Here is a 16,781-nt window from a genome sequence, read left to right as displayed (position 1 = left end):
GAATAATCATGCGGGGCTGCCGACCGCGCCCTTGGCGTACAGCGACTTCCGCTCTTGGGCGTTGTAGCCCAACTCCTCGAGGAGCTCCTCGGATTGGGCGCCGAGTTCTTGCGGCGGTAACCGCACTTCGGGGACTTCGCCATCGTATCGAACCGGATGGCTGACGAGCGTGATCGGGGAACCGCTTACACTGCGGACGGTCTGAAAGCTCTTGTTATGTGCAACCTGCGGATCGGTAACGACATCAGCATAATCTTTGATCGTCGCGTGCCAGATGCCGTGCGCCTCCAGCAGGGCGACGCATTCGGAGGTCGTTCGGTGTACGAGGTTCGCAGCGATCGCAGCCGCAGCCTTGTCGCGCTGGCGATAAGCTTCCTCCTCAGGAACTCGTTGATCTCGGGGGATACCGAGCGTGTCGTTCAACGTGTCAAGAGAGCCGAGCGAGATCGCGATATGACCGTCGTTCGTGGCGTAGATACCGTAGGGCGCGCCGTAATACCAACCTGCAATTGAGCCACGCTGACGCACGTCATCGGGCCGCTCGCCATTAAGATAGCAAGTGAAGGATTCCATCTGCAGGTCTATCGCTGCCGACAGCAGACTCACATCGACACGGCACCCCCGCCCCGTCCGTTCCTTCTTGACAAGCGCGGCGAGAATGCCCGCAGCAAACAGGGCCGCACCATGATGATCGACGGCAGAGACGCCAACGGCGCGTGGGCCGTGCTCGCGCGTCCCCGTAATCATGGCTAGGCCCGAGAGTGCCTGAATGAGGAGGTCCTGGCCGGGCCGATTGACGTAGGGCCCGTCCGCACCATAGCCGGATGCCGCGGCGTATATGATATCCGGCTTGATCTTCCTGGCGTCTTCGAAGCCGAGCCCCAGCTTATCGAGCACCCCTGGCCGAAAGTTCTCGGCTATGACGTCAGATGTCGCGATGAGTTTTCTTGCAACCTCAACCGCCTCCGGTCTCTTCAGGTCCAGTGTCAAGCTGCGCTTGTTACGATTGCCGGTCAGCAGCAGCATCGTTTGACCATCGATGCGCTTGTCGGCGCCGCCCCATTTGCGGTGGAACGCGCCCTCGGGCGGCTCGACGGCGATGACGTCGGCTCCCAGGTCCGCCAGAAACTGAACACCGACTGGTCCCATCAGGAAATGGTTGAAGCTCAACACGCGGATGCCCTTGAGGAGATCGACCATGGGATGTTGCGCTCCTGTGCGGCCTAGCGGTAATCTCTGAAATCGTTTTCAGGATAGGCAGGTCCGCTCGGGGGAGTCAAGCGGACGAGGGGTAACGGCCGTCCGGCGGCCGATGGCATAGGCAAGCTTGCCAGACTTACCCACCGCGTCATTTGGCACCGCCCTTCAAGCGGACAGCCTGATGTCTTAGGCTTGCGGAACCAATCAATGGGCCGCCCGAAAACCCCACACTCCCAATGAGCAGACGAGCCGTACGAGCGCGCTGAGATGGACAAGAAGCCGGCAAAGGATTCCCGGGGGCACCTCAATGCAAGGGTCAAGATCGAGGATGTTGCTCGGCAAGCCGGCGTCTCGCCGGCAACGGTATCCCGCGTCCTGAACCATCCGCAGATCGTCCGGCCCGAATTGCGCGAGAGAGTCGCCCGTGCGATCGCGAGCCTGTCTTACACGCGCGACAGCGCCGCGCGGGCGTTGAAGTCAGGTCGGATGCGCACCATCGGAGCAATTGTTCCGACGCTCGGGCTCAGCATTTTTGCCGAAGGCGTCGAGGCCCTGCAGAACCGGCTCAGCGAAAACGGCTACACGCTGTTCATAGCCAATTCGCAATATGATCAACGGCGTGAACTGCAGGAGATGCAAAGCCTGATCGAGCGGGGCATCGACGGCATTGTTCTAGTGGGCGGCTCACACGCACCCGAGCTTAGGGCCTTGATAGAACAGGCCCGCGTCCCCGTGATCACGACCTATGTGTCGAAGGCGCAAGGCGGTATTCCGGCCATCGGGATCGACAATCAGCGCGCCACGCGGGAACTCACGCAGTATCTGCTTGATCTCGGCCATCTGCAGTTTGGCGCGATCGCCAACGTCCCGCCGGCGAATGACCGATCACGCGCCCGGCTCCATGGCATCCAGAAGGCGCTGGCGGACGCTGGCATTTCGCTTCAACAGAGCCAAATTATTCGTACCGATTATTCGCTGGCTCAGGGGCGGAGCGCGCTCCGACAATTGATGAACGATCATCCTGATACGACCGCAGTCATCTGCACCACCGATATGCTGGCGATCGGAGCGATGGCGGAAGCGCGAAAGATTGGATTGACGGTGCCGCAGCAGCTTTCGATCGCCGGCTTCGACGACGTCGAGCTGTCTGCGCAGGTCGATCCGCCGCTCACCACGATTGGTGTTCCCGCTGCGGAAATTGGCCGCGGTGCGGCCGACTATCTGATTAATGCCATTGAGGGCCTGCCGATCCCCAAAACTGTGCAACTGCCGTTCCGCCTCATTATGCGCGCATCGACCGCCCCACCCCGCTCGAGGCCTGCGAGCGCGCGGCGAAAGAGCATAAAAGCTCGCCCGAAATAGTTTGTATTTGACGCGCTCGTGCACTCCATCGCTTCAGGATCCGAGCCGCCGCGGAGTGGCCCTCAACCTGCCCGGCATCACCGCCCCGCAGAGCGCCTCGGCAAAGAAGAAGTCACCAAACATCACTGCGCTCGCAACTCCCTCGTTGTGCGGCTTCGAATAGCAGCCCTCCCTCAACAGCCCGCGATGCCAGGGTTCGGTCGCGAGATAGCGCTGACAGAGCACGGCCAACATATCGAAGGCCTGCCTGCGCCATTTTGTGGACCTTTGGTCGTCCGGATGCAGCGCCGCGAGATCGAGCAGCGCCGAGGCAACTATTGCTGAGGCGGAGGAATCGCGCGGCGCGTCGGGGATCGCAGGATCATCAAAATCCCAAAATGGAACCAGATCTGGACCCGCTCGCCTGAAGTAATAGTCGGCCAGGGTCTCCGCCAGTTCGAGATACTCGCGTTTGCCGGTGGCCTCGGCTGTGCGAACATAGCCGTAGATGGCCCACGCCTGTCCCCGCGCCCAACAGGATTCGTCAGCCGAACCCTGGAATGTGAAGCCACGCCTGCGCCCGCCCGTGGCGACATCATATTCGACTGCATGATAGGTGGAATAGTCGGGCCGAATGAACGCACTGCGAGTCATGCTTGCGTGGGCTTCGCCGGCTAGAATAAAGCTCGCGTCGCTGCCGTACACGCCGGCCCAGTAGAGCAGTGGCAGATTCGCCATGGTGTCGATCGCAGAGGAACGGCGTCCCCGCTCATCGTCCAGCGGCCCCCATGATGAGATATAACTTCCTTTCGGGGTCATGATCAGGCGGCGTCGCAATTGGTTCGCGGCGCGAAGCGCGAGATCTCCATAGCGCTTATTGCCCGTAATATGGTGCGCCGCGATGGCGCTCGGATAGAAGATGAAGCCAATGTCGTGCGTGTTGCCGTCGCCAGCGCGGGGCGCGACCAATAAAAGGCGCTGATCGGCCAGCTGAAGATATTTCTCGTTACCAGTGCGTAGATAGGCGATCAGCAAGAGCCCGACCCAAAAACCGCAAAACCAGTTGCCGTGGCTCCAGCTGCCGTCGTGATAACCGGCCGACACCGAAGCCGGCATCGTGGCCCAAGCTCCTGAGGGGAGCGTTATGTAAGGAAAGGACACCCCCAGCGTCGGCTCGTCCTCCAAGAGCTTTCGAGCGCACAGGTCGAGCGCATCCAAAAAGAGCCGGTCCGTCATGGTACTGCCTCGCTCGCACCCACCGGAAAAGTCTTTCGACCGCAACGCCCAGCCGATCGACGAACCCGCTATTCCAGAAAACGATTTCAGTGTAAACCTCTTTGGGGCATCGCAAGCGCTGTTGCAATGCACGCGGCCAGAGGACGGCTTGTCCTTTCGTACGAATTGGGGTTTTGCCGATATGTTGAGCGGAACGTCTTTCGTAGAAATCGATTTCAAACTAGGGTTGACCCGCCAAATCGTTGGGGAGAGCCCGATGTCGTAAGCGTTTTGCGGCTGCCAATGCGCGATCCACGGCAGCTATCGGCCGCTCAAAGCCCGGATTTCATCCGCATTTGTCGCCGTAAAGAGCCTCAAGACCGCAGACATAAGCGGGCCGAAGGACACAAAGGGAGAAGCTCATGAAGGACAGCAAATATCGTAGCAGCCCCTTAGGCATCAGCCGCCGGACGCTCCTGGCAGGGGCTGCCATCGGCGTAAGCCAGATCGCAGCACCGTTCGTCGTCACGGCCAGGGCCGCTGAAGCAATCAAGATCGGCATGCTTCTGCCCAAATCGGGACCGTACGCAATCCAGGGCGAGACCGGGCACAACGGCGCGCTCATCGCCGTCGACGATTTCGGCGGACACGTGCTGGATAGACCGATCGAGATCGTCTGGCTGGATGAATCAAGTCCGCAATCGACCCAACAAAACATGCGCAAGCTGATCGAGGAAGAGAAGGTCGCCGCTATCCAGGGCGGTGTATCGAGCGGAGACGTTCTCGCCATCATGCCGGTCGCTGAGCAGGCAAAGATGCTTTTGATGGCCACCGGGCCGAACGCCACGGAAATCACCGGGAAGAACTGCAACAAATACACCTTCCGCGTCGACCTTCCAAACAAGGTGACGGTCCAGAGTGTCTACCCTCAGCTGAAAGAGCGGGGAAAGAAGTGGTATTTCATCGTTGCCTCGTATGCCTGGGGCATTGATGCCTACAATCAAATGAAAGACGTTCTCGTCAAGGATGGCGGAACGGTGCTTGGATATGATCAGGCGCCGCTCGGGACCACCGACTTCAGCTCCTATATCCTGAAAGTGCGCCAGGCCAAGCCGGACGTGCTTTATGTCGGCCTAGGCGGAACCGACCTCACCAACTTGCTGAAGCAGATGCACGAGATCGGTCTCACGAGGCAAATGGGGCTTTCTTCGCCGATCGTGAACGATAGTGATCTGTGGGCAGCCGGGCCTGATGCATCGTTCGGAACGTATCCGAAATTGTGGAACTACACAGGTCCCCACCTTACCAAGCGCAGCGCGGAGTTTGTCGACGCCTACAAGAAGAAGTTTGGGGCGCCGCCCGAAGTCGAGGGCTGGCAGGACTGGTTCGGTGCAACGGCGATCCTCACCGCGATCAAGGAAACCAAATCGACGGACTCATCCAAGCTGGCTGGCTTCCTCGAAGAGCATAAATTCGATGGCTACAAGGATGCTCCGATCGGTTTCCGCAATTTTGACCATCAACTCGTCCAGCCGCTGCTGGTCGCAACTGTCAGGGACAAGATAACCGACAAGTACGATTACTTTAATATCGATAGCGAATATCCCAAGGATCCAGCCCAGCTCGAGGCGGCATACGGCAGCCAGGCTGAGATCGGCTGTGTCTTTAAAAGCTGACAGGGAGACGTTCATCACTTGGGCGGCGCCGCGGCAAGGCCGTCCCGCCGATCTTTCTGACCTGCAAGCGGATAGCACATGACCGAGCTAATTATCTCTCAGGTCGTCAATGGGCTCGTGCTCGGCTTCCTTTACGTCCTGATCGCGATCGGACTCTCAATCATCTTTGGGATGCTCGGCGTGGTGAATTTCGCCCACGGCGTCTATTTCGCGCTCGGCGCCTATTTCGCCCTCTCCTTGCGCGACAATCTCGGCCCATGGGCGATCGTGCTTGCGCCACTTGGGGTTGGCATTCTCGGCATGGCCATCGAGACGACGCTCATGCGTCCCCTCTACGGCAAGGAACCCCTGCTTGGGCTGTTCATGACGTTCGGCATTGCGCTCTTTATCGAAGAACTGATCCGAACTATCTGGGGCGCCGCGGGACGGCCGTTCAACCCACCTGCCTTTCTGTCGGGCTTTATCATCTGGGGGCCGGTACTCGTCACAAAGTACCGCCTGTTCGTGCTTGTCGTAACGATGCTTATTCTTGCGGCGCTTTGGCTGTTCCTCCACGGAACGCGTTATGGCCGCATTATTCGCGCTGGCAGCCGCGATCCCGAGATGGTGAGCATGCTGGGCATCAACCTCAAGAGGGTCTTCACCGCGGTATTCGGTCTCGGGACGGCCATTGCCGGCATCGCGGGCGTGCTTGCCGCGCCACTTTGGAGCGTTGTGCCCTCGATGTCGGAAGCCGCCATCATGCCGGCCTTCGTCGTCGTCACGATCGGCGGACTCGGCAGTTTTGGCGGCGCTGTGATCAGCGGTCTTCTGGTCGGCATATCGGTTGCGCTGTCCATTCAGTTTTGGCCAGCGGCATCAACTGCCGTGATGTATGCGCTCATGATCGTCGTTCTTCTGATCCGGCCGCGCGGACTGCTGGGCGAGAGCTGGGAGCGATTTGAATGAAGCCGGCTCGCCGATTGACTCTGCATCCTATTCTGGCCGCCGGCATCGTATTCGTAGTTCTGCCGTTCATTTTGCCGCGCATCGGCTCGACCACAAGTCTTGCGACGGAAATTGCAATCTACGCCCTCTACGGCGTCGGATTTAACCTGCTGCTCGGCTACACCGGAATGGTTTCGTTCGGTGCCTCGGCCTTTTTTGGCGCAGCAAGCTATGCCGCTGGGCTCGCGGTCCTCCATCTGTTCGACAATATGTATCTGTCGATCGTTTTCGGCACGATAACGGCCGCTGTACTCGGCGTCGTCATCGGGCTTCTCATCTTGCGGCGGCGCGGTATCTATTTCTCGCTGCTCACGTTGGCTTTTACGCAGTTGTTCTACGAAATCGCATTCAAGTGGACTGACCTCACCGGAGGCGAAAATGGTCTTCAGGGCATTTCACGCTCCAGCCTGATTTCGCCCCTGGCCTACCACTATTTCGTGGTCGCGATTGTACTCGGTGGCATGTACGCGATCTGGCGGGTCGCTCATTCGCCGTTCGGACGCGTGTTGCAGGCGCTGCGAGACAATGAGCAGCGTGTGCGCTGTCTCGGATACGATACCAAGCGTACCAAGCTCGTAGCATTTGTCGTCTCAGCCACCGTCATCGGTCTTGCCGGTAGCCTGCTCACCTTCCTGATCCAGAGTGTCTATGCCGACAACCTCAACTGGCAGCATGCCGGCGACCCAGTAATGATGACGATTTTGGGCGGCATCCATCATTTCCTCGGGCCGACTTGGGGAGCTGTCATCTTCATCCTGCTCAGCGATCAGTTGAGCTCGGTCACAGAACACTGGTGGCTGTTCTTCGGCGTGATCCTGATCGCCTTTATCCTGCTTTCGCCGGAGGGCCTCTCCGGACTCTGGCTTCGCTTCGTGGGAGGGCAGCGCTGGACCTTGACGGCCGATGCAATTCCGCCGCGGCCCGACCAGCTCAGAAGCCTGCTCGATATCGAAGATGCGGCTTCCTCCGCCGGAGACGGCGTAGTCCTCGAGGTTGGGGGCTTGTCAAAGCGGTTCGGCTCGCTCGTCGTTGCCGATAACGTAAAACTTGAGGTGAAGGCGCATACACTGCACAGCCTCATCGGTCCAAATGGCGCCGGCAAAACGACCTTCTTCAATATGCTGACCGGGCTTCTGCCGAACGATGGCGGCAATCTAAGATTTCGCGGTCGCGACATCACGAGAATGCCCGCGCATCAGCGCATCGATGCCGGGCTGGCGCGTTCCTTTCAGATCGTCAGCGTCTTCACCAATCTTACCGTTTTCGAGACGGTGCGGGTCGCGGCGCAAGCGCGCTCCCCCTATCGTATGTCGCTCTGGCGAGATTCCTATCGGCTGTCTGGGGTCTGCGATAAAGCTTGGACGCTCCTGGCGACGGTGGGGCTTGCCGAGCGTGCACACGAGCTGTGCTCGAACCTTGCTCATGGAGAACAGCGCCTGCTTGAGATCGCGGTGGCGCTAGCTACCGACCCCGAGCTGCTATTGCTGGACGAGCCTTTAGCAGGGCTTGGCGACGCCGACCGCGAACGGATCGGAACCTTGATCCGAGAACTTTCGCATAGCCACACCGTGCTGCTGATCGAGCATGATATCGATCGCGTTCTTTCGCTGTCCGACCGGATTACTGTCCTGCATCAAGGCCACGTGATCGCAGAAGGAGAGCCGTTCGCGATCGCCAACGATCCGAAGGTGCTCGAGGCCTATCTCGGACGCCACGGCGCGCGTCGTTCTCAACAGGCAGCAACTAAGACCCCAGCAAGGACGCGCCCCCCTCTGCTCACGATTAAGGGCATCCACGCCGGCTACAACTCCAGCCGTATTCTTCACGGCATCGACCTTGAGGTGCGCGAAGGCGAAGTAGTCGCCCTGCTTGGGCGCAATGGCGTCGGCAAAACGACGACCTTGCAGACCATCATGGGCCTCCTCAGACCAACGAAGGGCAGTATTACGTTCGCTGGCAGTGATATAAGCTCACTGTCGCCGGATCGGATCAATCGGCGCGGCATCGCCATCGTGCCGGAGGGACGCCGTATATTTCCGAATCTCGCAGTTGCCGAGAACCTTGCACTTGCGCAGCGTGAGGGAGGCTGGTCACTCGATGACATCTATGCGCTGTTTCCCAAGCTGCGCATGCGCGAGGATGCACGCGGCGAGAACCTGAGCGGCGGCGAACGACAGATGCTTGCGATCGCTCGCGCGCTCTGCGCCCCGCAGAAGTTGATACTGCTTGACGAGCCGTTTGAGGGTCTCGCTCCTTCAGTTGTTGCGGAGGTCTTGGCAGCGATCGAACAGCTTCGCCATGGAACTAGCATCCTGCTCGTCGAGCATAAGGTGGATCTCGTGCTCGATCTGGCCGATAGGGCCTACATCATGGTCAATGGCCAAATTTCCTACGCCGGCGACTGTACGGCATTGCAAAACGACGTCGAGACACAAAATCGGCTGCTCGGCGTCGGGTGACGTGTTCACCGCTTGGGCTACTCCCTCCGTGAAGTATTCTGTCGCTGGCGGCGCGTCGGATTGCGACCAGCCGGTTTTCTGCTGCTGTTGTTGTGGGCAATGTGAGCAACGCGGCTGCGACCGTGGCCGGGTACTCGACCTCTCGACGGCCGCGGCGAGCGCCGTCGACCTGATGCCGGTGGGCCGTGTCACTGCCGAGGTCAACTCCTGCAAAGAGCAGCCAACGCGGATAGAGCTAGTGGAGCCGCACGAACTTCGTCGAGAAGCGGCCTCGTTCACGATCCAGACGTCGCCACACGCAAAATGGTCAAGGCCGCCAACGCGTCCAGCCGGTCCAGTACGGTCACGTCTATATCGAGAAGATCAATGCTCCTTGCTCTATCGGCTGAAGCCCGCCCGCGGAGCACAAGCCTCGCTTTATCCTGCCTCTACCGATCATCGAGTGAGAACTGCAGACCTTAATCCGTCTTTGAAAGCCGAAACTGGCGTTGCATGTGCTTTTCGACTATCGCCAGCGCCTTCCTGGCAATATCTACGTCGGAGCGACCGAACCGAATTCCTGTGATCTCCCATTCCGTATCGAAAGGCGCGGCCTTTGGCTGAATGATAACACCTCCAAAGCATTCACAAGTTCGGTCCGCTTTTCTAATTACCTCGGTGATCGTCGCTTCCAGTTCTGCACGAGAAATTGGCTGACGCCCATCATCAGACGGTTGGGGTTTCCCAAAAGCTTTCCATAAGAAGGACATAGGACGCTCCTCCGGTTGCGCCGAATTTCGTCCTAAACGCTTGGAGCCATGGATGTCAGCAGAGACTGCCAAAGGTGGACAGTTTTTGAGCTAACGTGGTAAATTGGCCACGCAAATTCAGCAGCGTGCTACCGCTGGAGGTATTCCGCGCTTGCTCATCATAGCTCCAAGCGGCAGTTCGCTCCCCGCCAATGCTTCACTGTTGCTGGCTTCCGAAAGCCAACGAGTGTTGGGAGTGTGCTTTCTTACCGCCACCTTCACCGGAGCGTCGCGCCTCTCTTTGTGTCCGTCCCTAAAGGTGCGGAAATCACTTCAATGGTTCCAGGGTCTTTCCGCTCCCAAGTCATAGACGGCACGCGAGCCGCTCTTACTGAAGAGCGAGACGCGCGGTAACGCAGGCGTCGCTGGTCGGGCGCGGCGCCCCGACGATCATCGCGCGGTTTGGCGTAAGGCCGGGGGCTGCATCGCCTTAACGTGCGCCGGCCCCAACGCCGCACAAGAAGCCCGCGAAGAAATACCGGATCACGGTTCCTACGTACGGGGCACGACTTGCTCGGACGTTCGCGGATGTCCATAAAAGCGCAACCATCTGGTCGCGCTGCGGCGTATCAAGGCCGTGGCGATCGATCCGTCTCACCGCGCGGGGGCACGGCCACACGAAGCTCGTCTAACGGCCAATGCTCGATGAAGTCATGCCGGCTGCGACGCAGTGCTCGCGCCCTGTGTTTGGCTGAAATAAACGCCCTCACACTATAGCCAAGAAGAAACCCAGCGACAAAAACGCTCCAAGACAGAGCTATTGCGATATTCAACTGCATCAGCGGAGCCTGGTAACAAAATGTGTCCACCGCGAAGGTGACACGTGCCGTGGTTGGTAAAGAGCCGCGATCCTCCAGGTCGCCAGCTTTCGCTCAGAGTTCTCAGTCCGTTTTACGACGCCGCCTCATGAGCCAGTAGACGCCATAGCCAACTGCAATCACTGGAAGACCAGCCCCCGCAATGGGCCCCGGCGCGCCATGTACGCCACCATGATTTCCACCCTCGTCATTTCCACTCTGGTGTCTCCCGCTCTCGTTCGACCAACCCTTTTCGACATATCGAGCCTCGTGAGGTTTGTCGTCGTGGCCCGAGCGCGCTGCAAAGAAGATGTAAGAGGAGCTTGCGATTCCCGACAATGCCAATAACGAAAGGAAGATCTTCAGCACGTTCGCCTCCAATCAACCCTGCCCATCACCATCATGATCTTAGGTCTGCTGGGCCGCAATTAACCTATGTTAGAGGTGGGTCGGTTTATCTCACCAAACTGCGTGACCCACGACAGCAGCACTCCTGGCTCGTGACCGCGGCGTCCGCGATCTTCCGCCGGCCCCGCGGTGTTCCCCCAACCTGCTTAGCAAGTCGAGCGTACAGCCTGACACCGCCAAGTGGGTCTGTATGTGCTGGACAGAACTCCAACATCAGCAGTTGGTCGCCTACGCGGCACAGGTTCTCGGGGCACGGCAATGGGGGTCGATTGGCCGCAGCAGCATTTATCAAAGGAATGATCTACCTGCTGAGGTCACTTCAGCGCGCGAGCGGTCGGTTGAGCAATTGAGGCAGTCGATGCGAGTGAAACATCTCCCCGACCGCCCCTCATTCGTCCCAGAAGTCGCTGTGCGAAAGCTGGCCAGCGCTGTCAGTCGGTGCAGCTCTTGGTCGGTGATCACGCAAGTTAACGAGCGGAAATCTGCGTTGAAGAATTCCGAGGCATTCACGGGCCGTTCTGTCGGGTGCCGAACAGACGACATCCGATGCGAACGCTAAGCTGGGTAGGTTTGATGTCGGACTTATATTTGCGATCCCCCGGGGGTTCCAACGCCGCCGGGCTTTTCGCCACTGGCTATTATCCTTGTCGGAGAAAAAAATGGCCGATCGCTGGTTCTTCCGTTATGTCGATAAGCAACAGAACGCAAAGCAGTCCCGCTTTTTCTCAGCGAGGGAGCAGGCAATAGATGAAGCGTGCTCCTACAGAGAGCGGGGCTACTCAGCTACCTCGGTCGAGGGGCCGGGTCTTCGGATGAGTGCGGTCGATCTAGCAAAGTGGTGCATGGCCAATAGGGCCTAAACTGCTGCGCTGCGATGTAGCCTATTTCGCAGATCTCGGCGACCAGCGTCACAACAGATGACTTCCCTGCGAACCACCAATGGTCGCCTGGGTCGACCACAAGGGTGAGCCATAATTCCAGCTGTCGAGCTGCCGAGCGAGGAGGCCAGAAGCACCCGCGTCACCGCGGGGTGAGACCAAAGCCCAATTAGGGCCGGATAATGAAGCTGTAGAGCTGGACATTCGTCGCGTCCAAGGGACAGCAGGCCCAGAACGTCCTGTGGTGTCTCGCGGATAATTCAGAATGCAGTCAGAACAATCGGGTCCGCTCAACGAGAGGATGCGTTGAGTACGCGAAGAATTCCTATGGCCAACAACACCCACGCTCTTGGGACAAGCCTTATCTCGGGATCACCGCTTCGATATGCGAGGACATCTCGAGACCCTCGGAATGCTCCGGTAGCTCTACCCACCTTAGAGAACTCCCCTGTTCAATGCAGAGGACTTTGATGTCAATCGCCGGGGCGAAGAAAGCTCGCGGACCTTGACTTGTCTGCCAAAATGCGCGCCGCAGCCTTCACCCCAATAAAACTCAACCAGCACGGCCAAGCCGCAGCCGTGCAGACGAATCAATGCGCCTCCACGGCCTCGTCCTGATGTCCCATCACCACCTGAGTGCTGCAGCGTGCACGGGGTCATCCCAAAGCGCGGTGAGCTTATCGTCGAGCATAGTGAGCGTCATCGAGCAGCCGGCCATCTCGAGCGAAGTCACGTAGGATCCTACCAGTGAGCGCGAAATTGCGATACCACGCTTCTCGAGAATGCGTCGTGCCGCGTCGTACATCAGGTAAAGCTCAAGCGATGGTGTGCCGCCGAAGCCGTTGATCAGAAGCAGCGCGGGGCCGGAGATTCGGCCCTCGTAGTCGTTCACTATGGCGCTGATCATTTCGTCTGCGATATCGTTGGCCTGGGTTAGCTTGACCCGCCTCCGGCCGGGTTCCCCGTGAATGCCGACCCCCATCTCCATCTCGTTTTCGCCAAGAGCAAAAGTGGGCGTGCCAGCCGCCGGAACCGTACAGCTTGTCAGTGCAACGCCGATCGATCTGGTTCTCGCATTGACGTCATTGCCAAGCTGCACGCAGCCTTCCAGATCAACTCCCTTCTCTGCCGCGGCGCCGACGATCTTTTCGATCACCAGTGTGCCCGCCACTCCGCGCCGACCGGTGCTGTAAGTCGACCGGTCGACCGCCACGTCGTCATTGGTGACAATGCTCGCAGCTTTGCCTTCAAATATTTCCGCGGCCATCTCGAAATTCATGCGGTCGCCGGCATAGTTTTTAACGATGAACAGCACTCCCGACTCGCCGCCGACAGCCGTTGCCGCTTCCACGATTTGGTCAGGTGTCGGCGACGTAAAGATCTGACCCGGGCAGGCGGCATCGAGCATGCCCTTGCCAACAAACCCGACATGCAACGGTTCGTGGCCGCTGCCGCCGCCGGACACCAACGCGACCTTCTGCAGATTGGGTTCGCGCCGACGCACAAATTTTCGCTCCCCGCCAAGCGCCACAATATTGGCGTGCGCAGCGGCAAAGCCGTCTAGGCTTTCCGCCAGCATGGTTTCTGCGGAATTGATGAATTTCTTCATATGTCCTCCCCGCGACTTTTAGATTTATTTTTCGTCCTGCATAATCGCGATCAGCCGCCGTGCAAACTCCTGTAGTAATGCATCCAGCTGCGCGTTTTTCTTGGCGCTGCCGAGATTGGGCAGATGCAGCGTCAGCATTCGCTCGTGTGGACTTTGCGCAAGCCGGCCGAGCCGGCGCGGATGCGCGCGCGCGTAAGCTCGGAGGAACGCTGCCTTTGCCTGGGGCGGGAAATGGCAGACATCGAAGATCGTATTGAGATGGTGCACAGGGATCGGCACCGGATAAGCCGGATTGGAAATCTGGCTGACGAAGCTGCGGTTCTTGCCCATGGCGTGCGCAAGCCGAATGCGCATCCCCGAGGGGCGGCTGTCCAGCACGTCCTTGAAGATACGCTTATAGGCCGCAACCGCGCCAATTTCGCTATCCGCATCGAGTGCCACGTCAGCCATCGGCCCCTCCGTGGCTGATGCGATCGATGGTCTGCTTGATCTGCGCGAGCGCGGACGCATTGACGGAGAGCTCACGCAATCCGCAATGTAGCAGCGCCGGGATGCAGCGCGGATCGCTCGCCATATCGCCACAGAGGCTGACGGGAAGCCCCGCCCGTGCGCCGTGCTCGGCCGTTCGCGCGATCAATTCCAGGACGGACGGATGCAGCGGATCAACCAATGCGTCAAGAGCCCCGTTGGAGCGGTCGCATGCGAGGAGATATTGTGCCAGATCGTTCGAGCCGATGGAGAAGAACGACGACCTGAAGTCTGCAATCGCCATCGCAGCGGCCGGAACCTCCACCATTATTCCAAGCTCCGGCAGCAGCGCGCTGATGCCGGCCCCCTGCAAGTCGGCAACGACGTCGCCAAACAGGGCGCGCGCGGCCTCCAGCTCTGTGGGCACCGTCACCATCGGGAACATGACTTTGAGATTGCCGCGCACCGCCGCGCGCGCCAGGGCCCGCAGCTGCACCTTGAACACGTCCGGCCGCGCGAGGCAAAGCCGCAAGCCCCGCACCCCCAGAAACGGATTGGCCTCGCCTTGGGGCGTGAAGCCCGCGATCGGCTTGTCGCCGCCGGCATCGAAGGTGCGAATGGTAACCGGCCGCTTGTCGGCCCAGCGCAGCACGGCGTCATAGGTCCGATATTGCGTCTCCTCATCCGGCATGCCGTCGGGAGCGGAGAGCAGGAATTCCGTGCGCATCAAACCGATCCCGTCAGCATATTGCGCATCGGTGTGATCAAGATCTTCGACCCGCTGGATGTTGATCAGCAGCTTGATCCGCTCGCCGCGCCAGATCGCCCCCGGCCTCCGCAGGATGGCGCGGGCGGAAGCCCGGCTCTTGCGATGAGCCTCGCGTCGCCGCTCGAACAGCGCGATCTGCTCCGCGCTCGGATCGAGCTCAAGCATGGCGCTCTCGCCATCGAGCAGCGCCATAGCGGCATTCGGGAGAGCCCCAAGCTGCACGACCATGGGAATCCCGCGCGCACGCGCAAGCATCGCGACGTGACTGGTTGGGCTGCCGCGCAACAGGGCAAGGCCCCCACCGCCGGACCAATCGATTTCCAGAAAGTGCGAGGGCGGCAGGTCATCGGCACAGATGACAGCGCCGCTCGGGATCCTGGGCGCCTGCTTTTCCGCGCCGCGCAAGATACGCAGTACGCGATCGCGCAAATCGGCGAGGTCCGACGAGCGCGCTTGCAAATATTCGTCGGACGCCGCGTTGTAATCTGCAATCTGCTCGTCGAGCATCGACGACCAAGCGGCATCGGCAGGCGCTCCCTCGCTGATTCCCGCAAGGATGGGATCCAGAAAATCATCGTCTTCCAACAGCGCGACCTGGAATTCCAGGATCTGGGCGGCCTCGCCGCCGGCCGCGGCCGCGAGCTTTGCGATCTGCTCGCTGGAGGCGGCGATGGCATCACGCAGGGCCCGCGCCTCATCCGAGGGTGAACCCGCGGTGCGCGCGGCGTTCTCGCCGGCCCTCAAGCGGATGAAGGGGCCGCGCGCAAAGCCGATCGATGCCGTCCTGCCGCGATACGCCAGCCCTGCAACATCCGCACGTATCATCACGCGCTCGCTTCTGGAAAATCAGCGGCAACGAGGCTGATTAGCGCAGCCACTGCCGCTTCGGCATCCTCACCATGCGCCTTGATCTCGATGGTGGAGTCGCGCGGTGCGCGCATCGCCATCACCTTCGCAACGCTCTTGGCATTGATCCAGTCGGCCGTCTCTGAAGCACGTATGGAAATCTGGGCCTGGAACCGCTTGGCCAATTTTGTCAGCTTCACCGCCGGGCGGGCATGCATGCCCGCCGCATGCAGCAGCCTCACCTTGCCGGTGACGAATGGCTCGTTCGCGGATGTCTCAAGCATGTTCATATCCAATCACTGCTTTCTGCCGCATCGCATCAGCCGGCACTCAGTTCCTCCGCCACCGCCCTCACCTGCTCCAGCGAGCTGCCGCCGGCCGCCTCGGTCGCCGCCATCACGGCGCCTTCCACAATGGGAGCATTGCACACGACAACCATTTTGCGCCGTTCCTGCTCCAGCATCTCGACCGCCATCTCGCTGTTCGTCTCCGCTCCCCCAAGATCGACCAGGATCGCAACACCCTTCGAGGACCAAGCGTCGTTGATGGCATCGATGATCAGGGACACGTTGGTGCCAAGCCCGCCGTCGGGATTGCCGCCGCAATAAGCCACCTTGACCTCGCTGCCGACCATCTGCCGCACCATATCGGCGGTGCCCTTGGCGATGTCCTTGGAGTGGGAGACGATCACAATACCCACCGTGTCGCTCATCGCTGCGCCTCCAGGCTCGCGCAGACTGCTTGCAGGAGAACGCAGCTCGATTTTGCGCCGGGATCGACATGTCCGACACTCCGTTCCCCAAGGAATGAGGCGCGACCCTTGGTCGCCCGCATAGGAGCTGTCCGCGCCACCGCTTCGGCCGCCGTCGTCCGTACGCGTTCGATCACGTCGCCGCGACCGGCATCTGCCTTCAACGTCTCGAGCACCGGGACAAGCACGTCCAGCATTGTCTTCTCGCCGGCTTGCGAGCGGCCGCGCGCACTGACCGCATTAACGCCGCTGCCGAACACCTCGGCCAGATCTTCCGGCAGCTTCTTGTGCGCTAGCGCCTCGCCAGCGGCGAGGAAGAACGAGCCATAGAGCGGGCCGGAAGCCCCGCCAACCGTCATCACGAGCGTCTTGCCGATGGTCTTGAACGCCTCGTCCAGCGGCTGCGCGCCGATCGCATCGAGCTTGCTCAGCACGGCCTCGAAGCCGCGCTTCATATTGGTGCCGTGGTCGCCATCCCCAATCGCCTGATCGAGCGCGGTGAGTTCTGGCGCGCTTGCGATCACCTGTTCGGCGGCGACCTTGACAAGAGACTTGAACGTGTCGGGCCGTAACGTCATCGGGTCAAGAC

15 protein-coding genes are annotated in these 16,781 nt (G+C 60.1%); 5 read left to right on the top strand and 10 right to left on the bottom strand.

Annotated elements, in window-relative coordinates; genetic code table 11:
- Positions 1–6 precede the first annotated feature (6 nt).
- On the bottom strand, positions 7–1,149 hold the full coding sequence (locus tag F758_RS0131650) for a CaiB/BaiF CoA transferase family protein (protein ID WP_245286639.1): 1,143 nt from the start codon (positions 1,147–1,149) through the stop codon (positions 7–9).
- 318 nt (positions 1,150–1,467) lie between these two features.
- Here F758_RS0131650 and F758_RS0131645 point away from each other — a divergent pair, with 318 nt between their 5' ends.
- Positions 1,468–2,562 carry a LacI family DNA-binding transcriptional regulator gene (locus F758_RS0131645; RefSeq protein WP_024511658.1) on the top strand — a complete coding sequence of 365 codons (1,095 nt, stop codon included), beginning with the start codon at positions 1,468–1,470 and terminating at the stop codon, positions 2,560–2,562.
- 33 nt (positions 2,563–2,595) lie between these two features.
- On the opposite strand, the gene F758_RS0131640 is transcribed toward F758_RS0131645, so the two are convergent.
- Positions 2,596–3,777, bottom strand: coding sequence for a glycoside hydrolase family protein (locus F758_RS0131640; protein WP_024511657.1), 1,182 nt, complete (start codon positions 3,775–3,777; stop codon positions 2,596–2,598).
- Between F758_RS0131640 and F758_RS0131635 the strand changes: the two genes are divergently transcribed.
- From F758_RS0131635 to F758_RS44880, 4 genes are all read left to right on the top strand, one after another.
- On the top strand, positions 3,776–4,042 hold the full coding sequence (locus F758_RS0131635) for a hypothetical protein (protein WP_024511656.1): 267 nt from the start codon (positions 3,776–3,778) through the stop codon (positions 4,040–4,042). The two genes, F758_RS0131640 and F758_RS0131635, sit on opposite strands and share 2 nt — an antisense overlap.
- Before the next feature lie 136 nt (positions 4,043–4,178).
- Positions 4,179–5,432: an ABC transporter substrate-binding protein gene (locus tag F758_RS0131630; RefSeq protein ID WP_024511655.1), complete on the top strand. Its 1,254-nt coding sequence runs from the start codon at positions 4,179–4,181 to the stop codon at positions 5,430–5,432.
- Positions 5,433–5,510: 78 nt separating this feature from the next.
- Positions 5,511–6,380, top strand: coding sequence for a branched-chain amino acid ABC transporter permease (locus F758_RS0131625; RefSeq protein ID WP_024511654.1), 870 nt, complete (start codon positions 5,511–5,513; stop codon positions 6,378–6,380).
- Positions 6,377–8,878: a branched-chain amino acid ABC transporter ATP-binding protein/permease gene (locus tag F758_RS44880; protein WP_035723678.1), complete on the top strand. Its 2,502-nt coding sequence runs from the start codon at positions 6,377–6,379 to the stop codon at positions 8,876–8,878. The genes F758_RS0131625 and F758_RS44880 overlap by 4 nt, the downstream gene beginning before the upstream one ends.
- Before the next feature lie 458 nt (positions 8,879–9,336).
- Here F758_RS44880 and F758_RS49960 read toward each other — a convergent pair whose 3' ends face one another.
- The 8 genes from F758_RS49960 to dhaL all read right to left on the bottom strand — a co-directional run bounded on the left by F758_RS49960 (position 9,337) and on the right by dhaL (position 16,770).
- Entirely contained in the window at positions 9,337–9,627 is a 291-nt protein-coding gene (locus tag F758_RS49960; RefSeq protein ID WP_024511653.1) for a hypothetical protein, read from the bottom strand.
- 920 nt (positions 9,628–10,547) lie between these two features.
- On the bottom strand, positions 10,548–10,832 hold the full coding sequence (locus F758_RS49955; protein WP_157450228.1) for a hypothetical protein: 285 nt from the start codon (positions 10,830–10,832) through the stop codon (positions 10,548–10,550).
- A gap of 1,542 nt (positions 10,833–12,374) precedes the next feature.
- The gene (gene dhaK, locus F758_RS0131600; RefSeq protein WP_024511651.1) at positions 12,375–13,358 is read right to left on the bottom strand and encodes a dihydroxyacetone kinase subunit DhaK; all 984 of its coding nucleotides are present in this window, start codon (positions 13,356–13,358) and stop codon (positions 12,375–12,377) included.
- A 24-nt stretch (positions 13,359–13,382) separates the two neighbouring features.
- Positions 13,383–13,808, bottom strand: coding sequence for a hypothetical protein (locus F758_RS0131595; RefSeq protein WP_024511650.1), 426 nt, complete (start codon positions 13,806–13,808; stop codon positions 13,383–13,385).
- Positions 13,801–15,420: a phosphoenolpyruvate--protein phosphotransferase gene (gene ptsP / locus F758_RS0131590; RefSeq protein ID WP_035723672.1), complete on the bottom strand. Its 1,620-nt coding sequence runs from the start codon at positions 15,418–15,420 to the stop codon at positions 13,801–13,803. The genes F758_RS0131595 and ptsP overlap by 8 nt, the downstream gene beginning before the upstream one ends.
- Positions 15,420–15,725, bottom strand: coding sequence for an HPr family phosphocarrier protein (locus F758_RS0131585; RefSeq protein ID WP_063614969.1), 306 nt, complete (start codon positions 15,723–15,725; stop codon positions 15,420–15,422). Before F758_RS0131585 ends, ptsP begins: the two co-directional genes overlap by 1 nt.
- Before the next feature lie 35 nt (positions 15,726–15,760).
- The gene (gene dhaM / locus F758_RS0131580; protein ID WP_024511647.1) at positions 15,761–16,153 is read right to left on the bottom strand and encodes a dihydroxyacetone kinase phosphoryl donor subunit DhaM; all 393 of its coding nucleotides are present in this window, start codon (positions 16,151–16,153) and stop codon (positions 15,761–15,763) included.
- On the bottom strand, positions 16,150–16,770 hold the full coding sequence (dhaL, locus tag F758_RS0131575; RefSeq protein ID WP_024511646.1) for a dihydroxyacetone kinase subunit DhaL: 621 nt from the start codon (positions 16,768–16,770) through the stop codon (positions 16,150–16,152). Before dhaL ends, dhaM begins: the two co-directional genes overlap by 4 nt.
- Between the last annotated feature and the right edge of the window lie 11 nt (positions 16,771–16,781).

Origin of the sequence: Bradyrhizobium sp. ARR65, from assembly GCF_000472385.1 — a bacterium.
GTDB lineage: Bacteria > Pseudomonadota > Alphaproteobacteria > Rhizobiales > Xanthobacteraceae > Bradyrhizobium.
Note: the sequence above shows the minus strand (reverse complement) of the source record. Positions and strands in the feature narration are given on the sequence as shown.

Bases quoted from the DNA above. Each gene is read 5' to 3' on its own strand.
- F758_RS0131650 (WP_245286639.1), bottom strand. From the start codon at position 1,149: ATGGGACCAGTCGGTGTTCAGTTTCTGGCGGACCTGGGAGCCGACGTC.
- F758_RS0131645 (WP_024511658.1), top strand. From the start codon at position 1,468: ATGGACAAGAAGCCGGCAAAGGATTCCCGGGGGCACCTCAATGCAAGG.
- F758_RS0131635 (WP_024511656.1), top strand. From the start codon at position 3,776: ATGGTACTGCCTCGCTCGCACCCACCGGAAAAGTCTTTCGACCGCAAC.
- F758_RS0131640 (WP_024511657.1), bottom strand. From the start codon at position 3,777: ATGACGGACCGGCTCTTTTTGGATGCGCTCGACCTGTGCGCTCGAAAG.
- F758_RS0131630 (WP_024511655.1), top strand. From the start codon at position 4,179: ATGAAGGACAGCAAATATCGTAGCAGCCCCTTAGGCATCAGCCGCCGG.
- F758_RS0131625 (WP_024511654.1), top strand. From the start codon at position 5,511: ATGACCGAGCTAATTATCTCTCAGGTCGTCAATGGGCTCGTGCTCGGC.
- F758_RS44880 (WP_035723678.1), top strand. From the start codon at position 6,377: ATGAAGCCGGCTCGCCGATTGACTCTGCATCCTATTCTGGCCGCCGGC.
- F758_RS49960 (WP_024511653.1), bottom strand. From the start codon at position 9,627: ATGTCCTTCTTATGGAAAGCTTTTGGGAAACCCCAACCGTCTGATGAT.
- dhaK (WP_024511651.1), bottom strand. From the start codon at position 13,358: ATGAAGAAATTCATCAATTCCGCAGAAACCATGCTGGCGGAAAGCCTA.
- F758_RS0131595 (WP_024511650.1), bottom strand. From the start codon at position 13,808: ATGGCTGACGTGGCACTCGATGCGGATAGCGAAATTGGCGCGGTTGCG.
- ptsP (WP_035723672.1), bottom strand. From the start codon at position 15,420: ATGATACGTGCGGATGTTGCAGGGCTGGCGTATCGCGGCAGGACGGCA.
- F758_RS0131585 (WP_063614969.1), bottom strand. From the start codon at position 15,725: ATGCTTGAGACATCCGCGAACGAGCCATTCGTCACCGGCAAGGTGAGG.
- dhaM (WP_024511647.1), bottom strand. From the start codon at position 16,153: ATGAGCGACACGGTGGGTATTGTGATCGTCTCCCACTCCAAGGACATC.
- dhaL (WP_024511646.1), bottom strand. From the start codon at position 16,770: ATGACGTTACGGCCCGACACGTTCAAGTCTCTTGTCAAGGTCGCCGCC.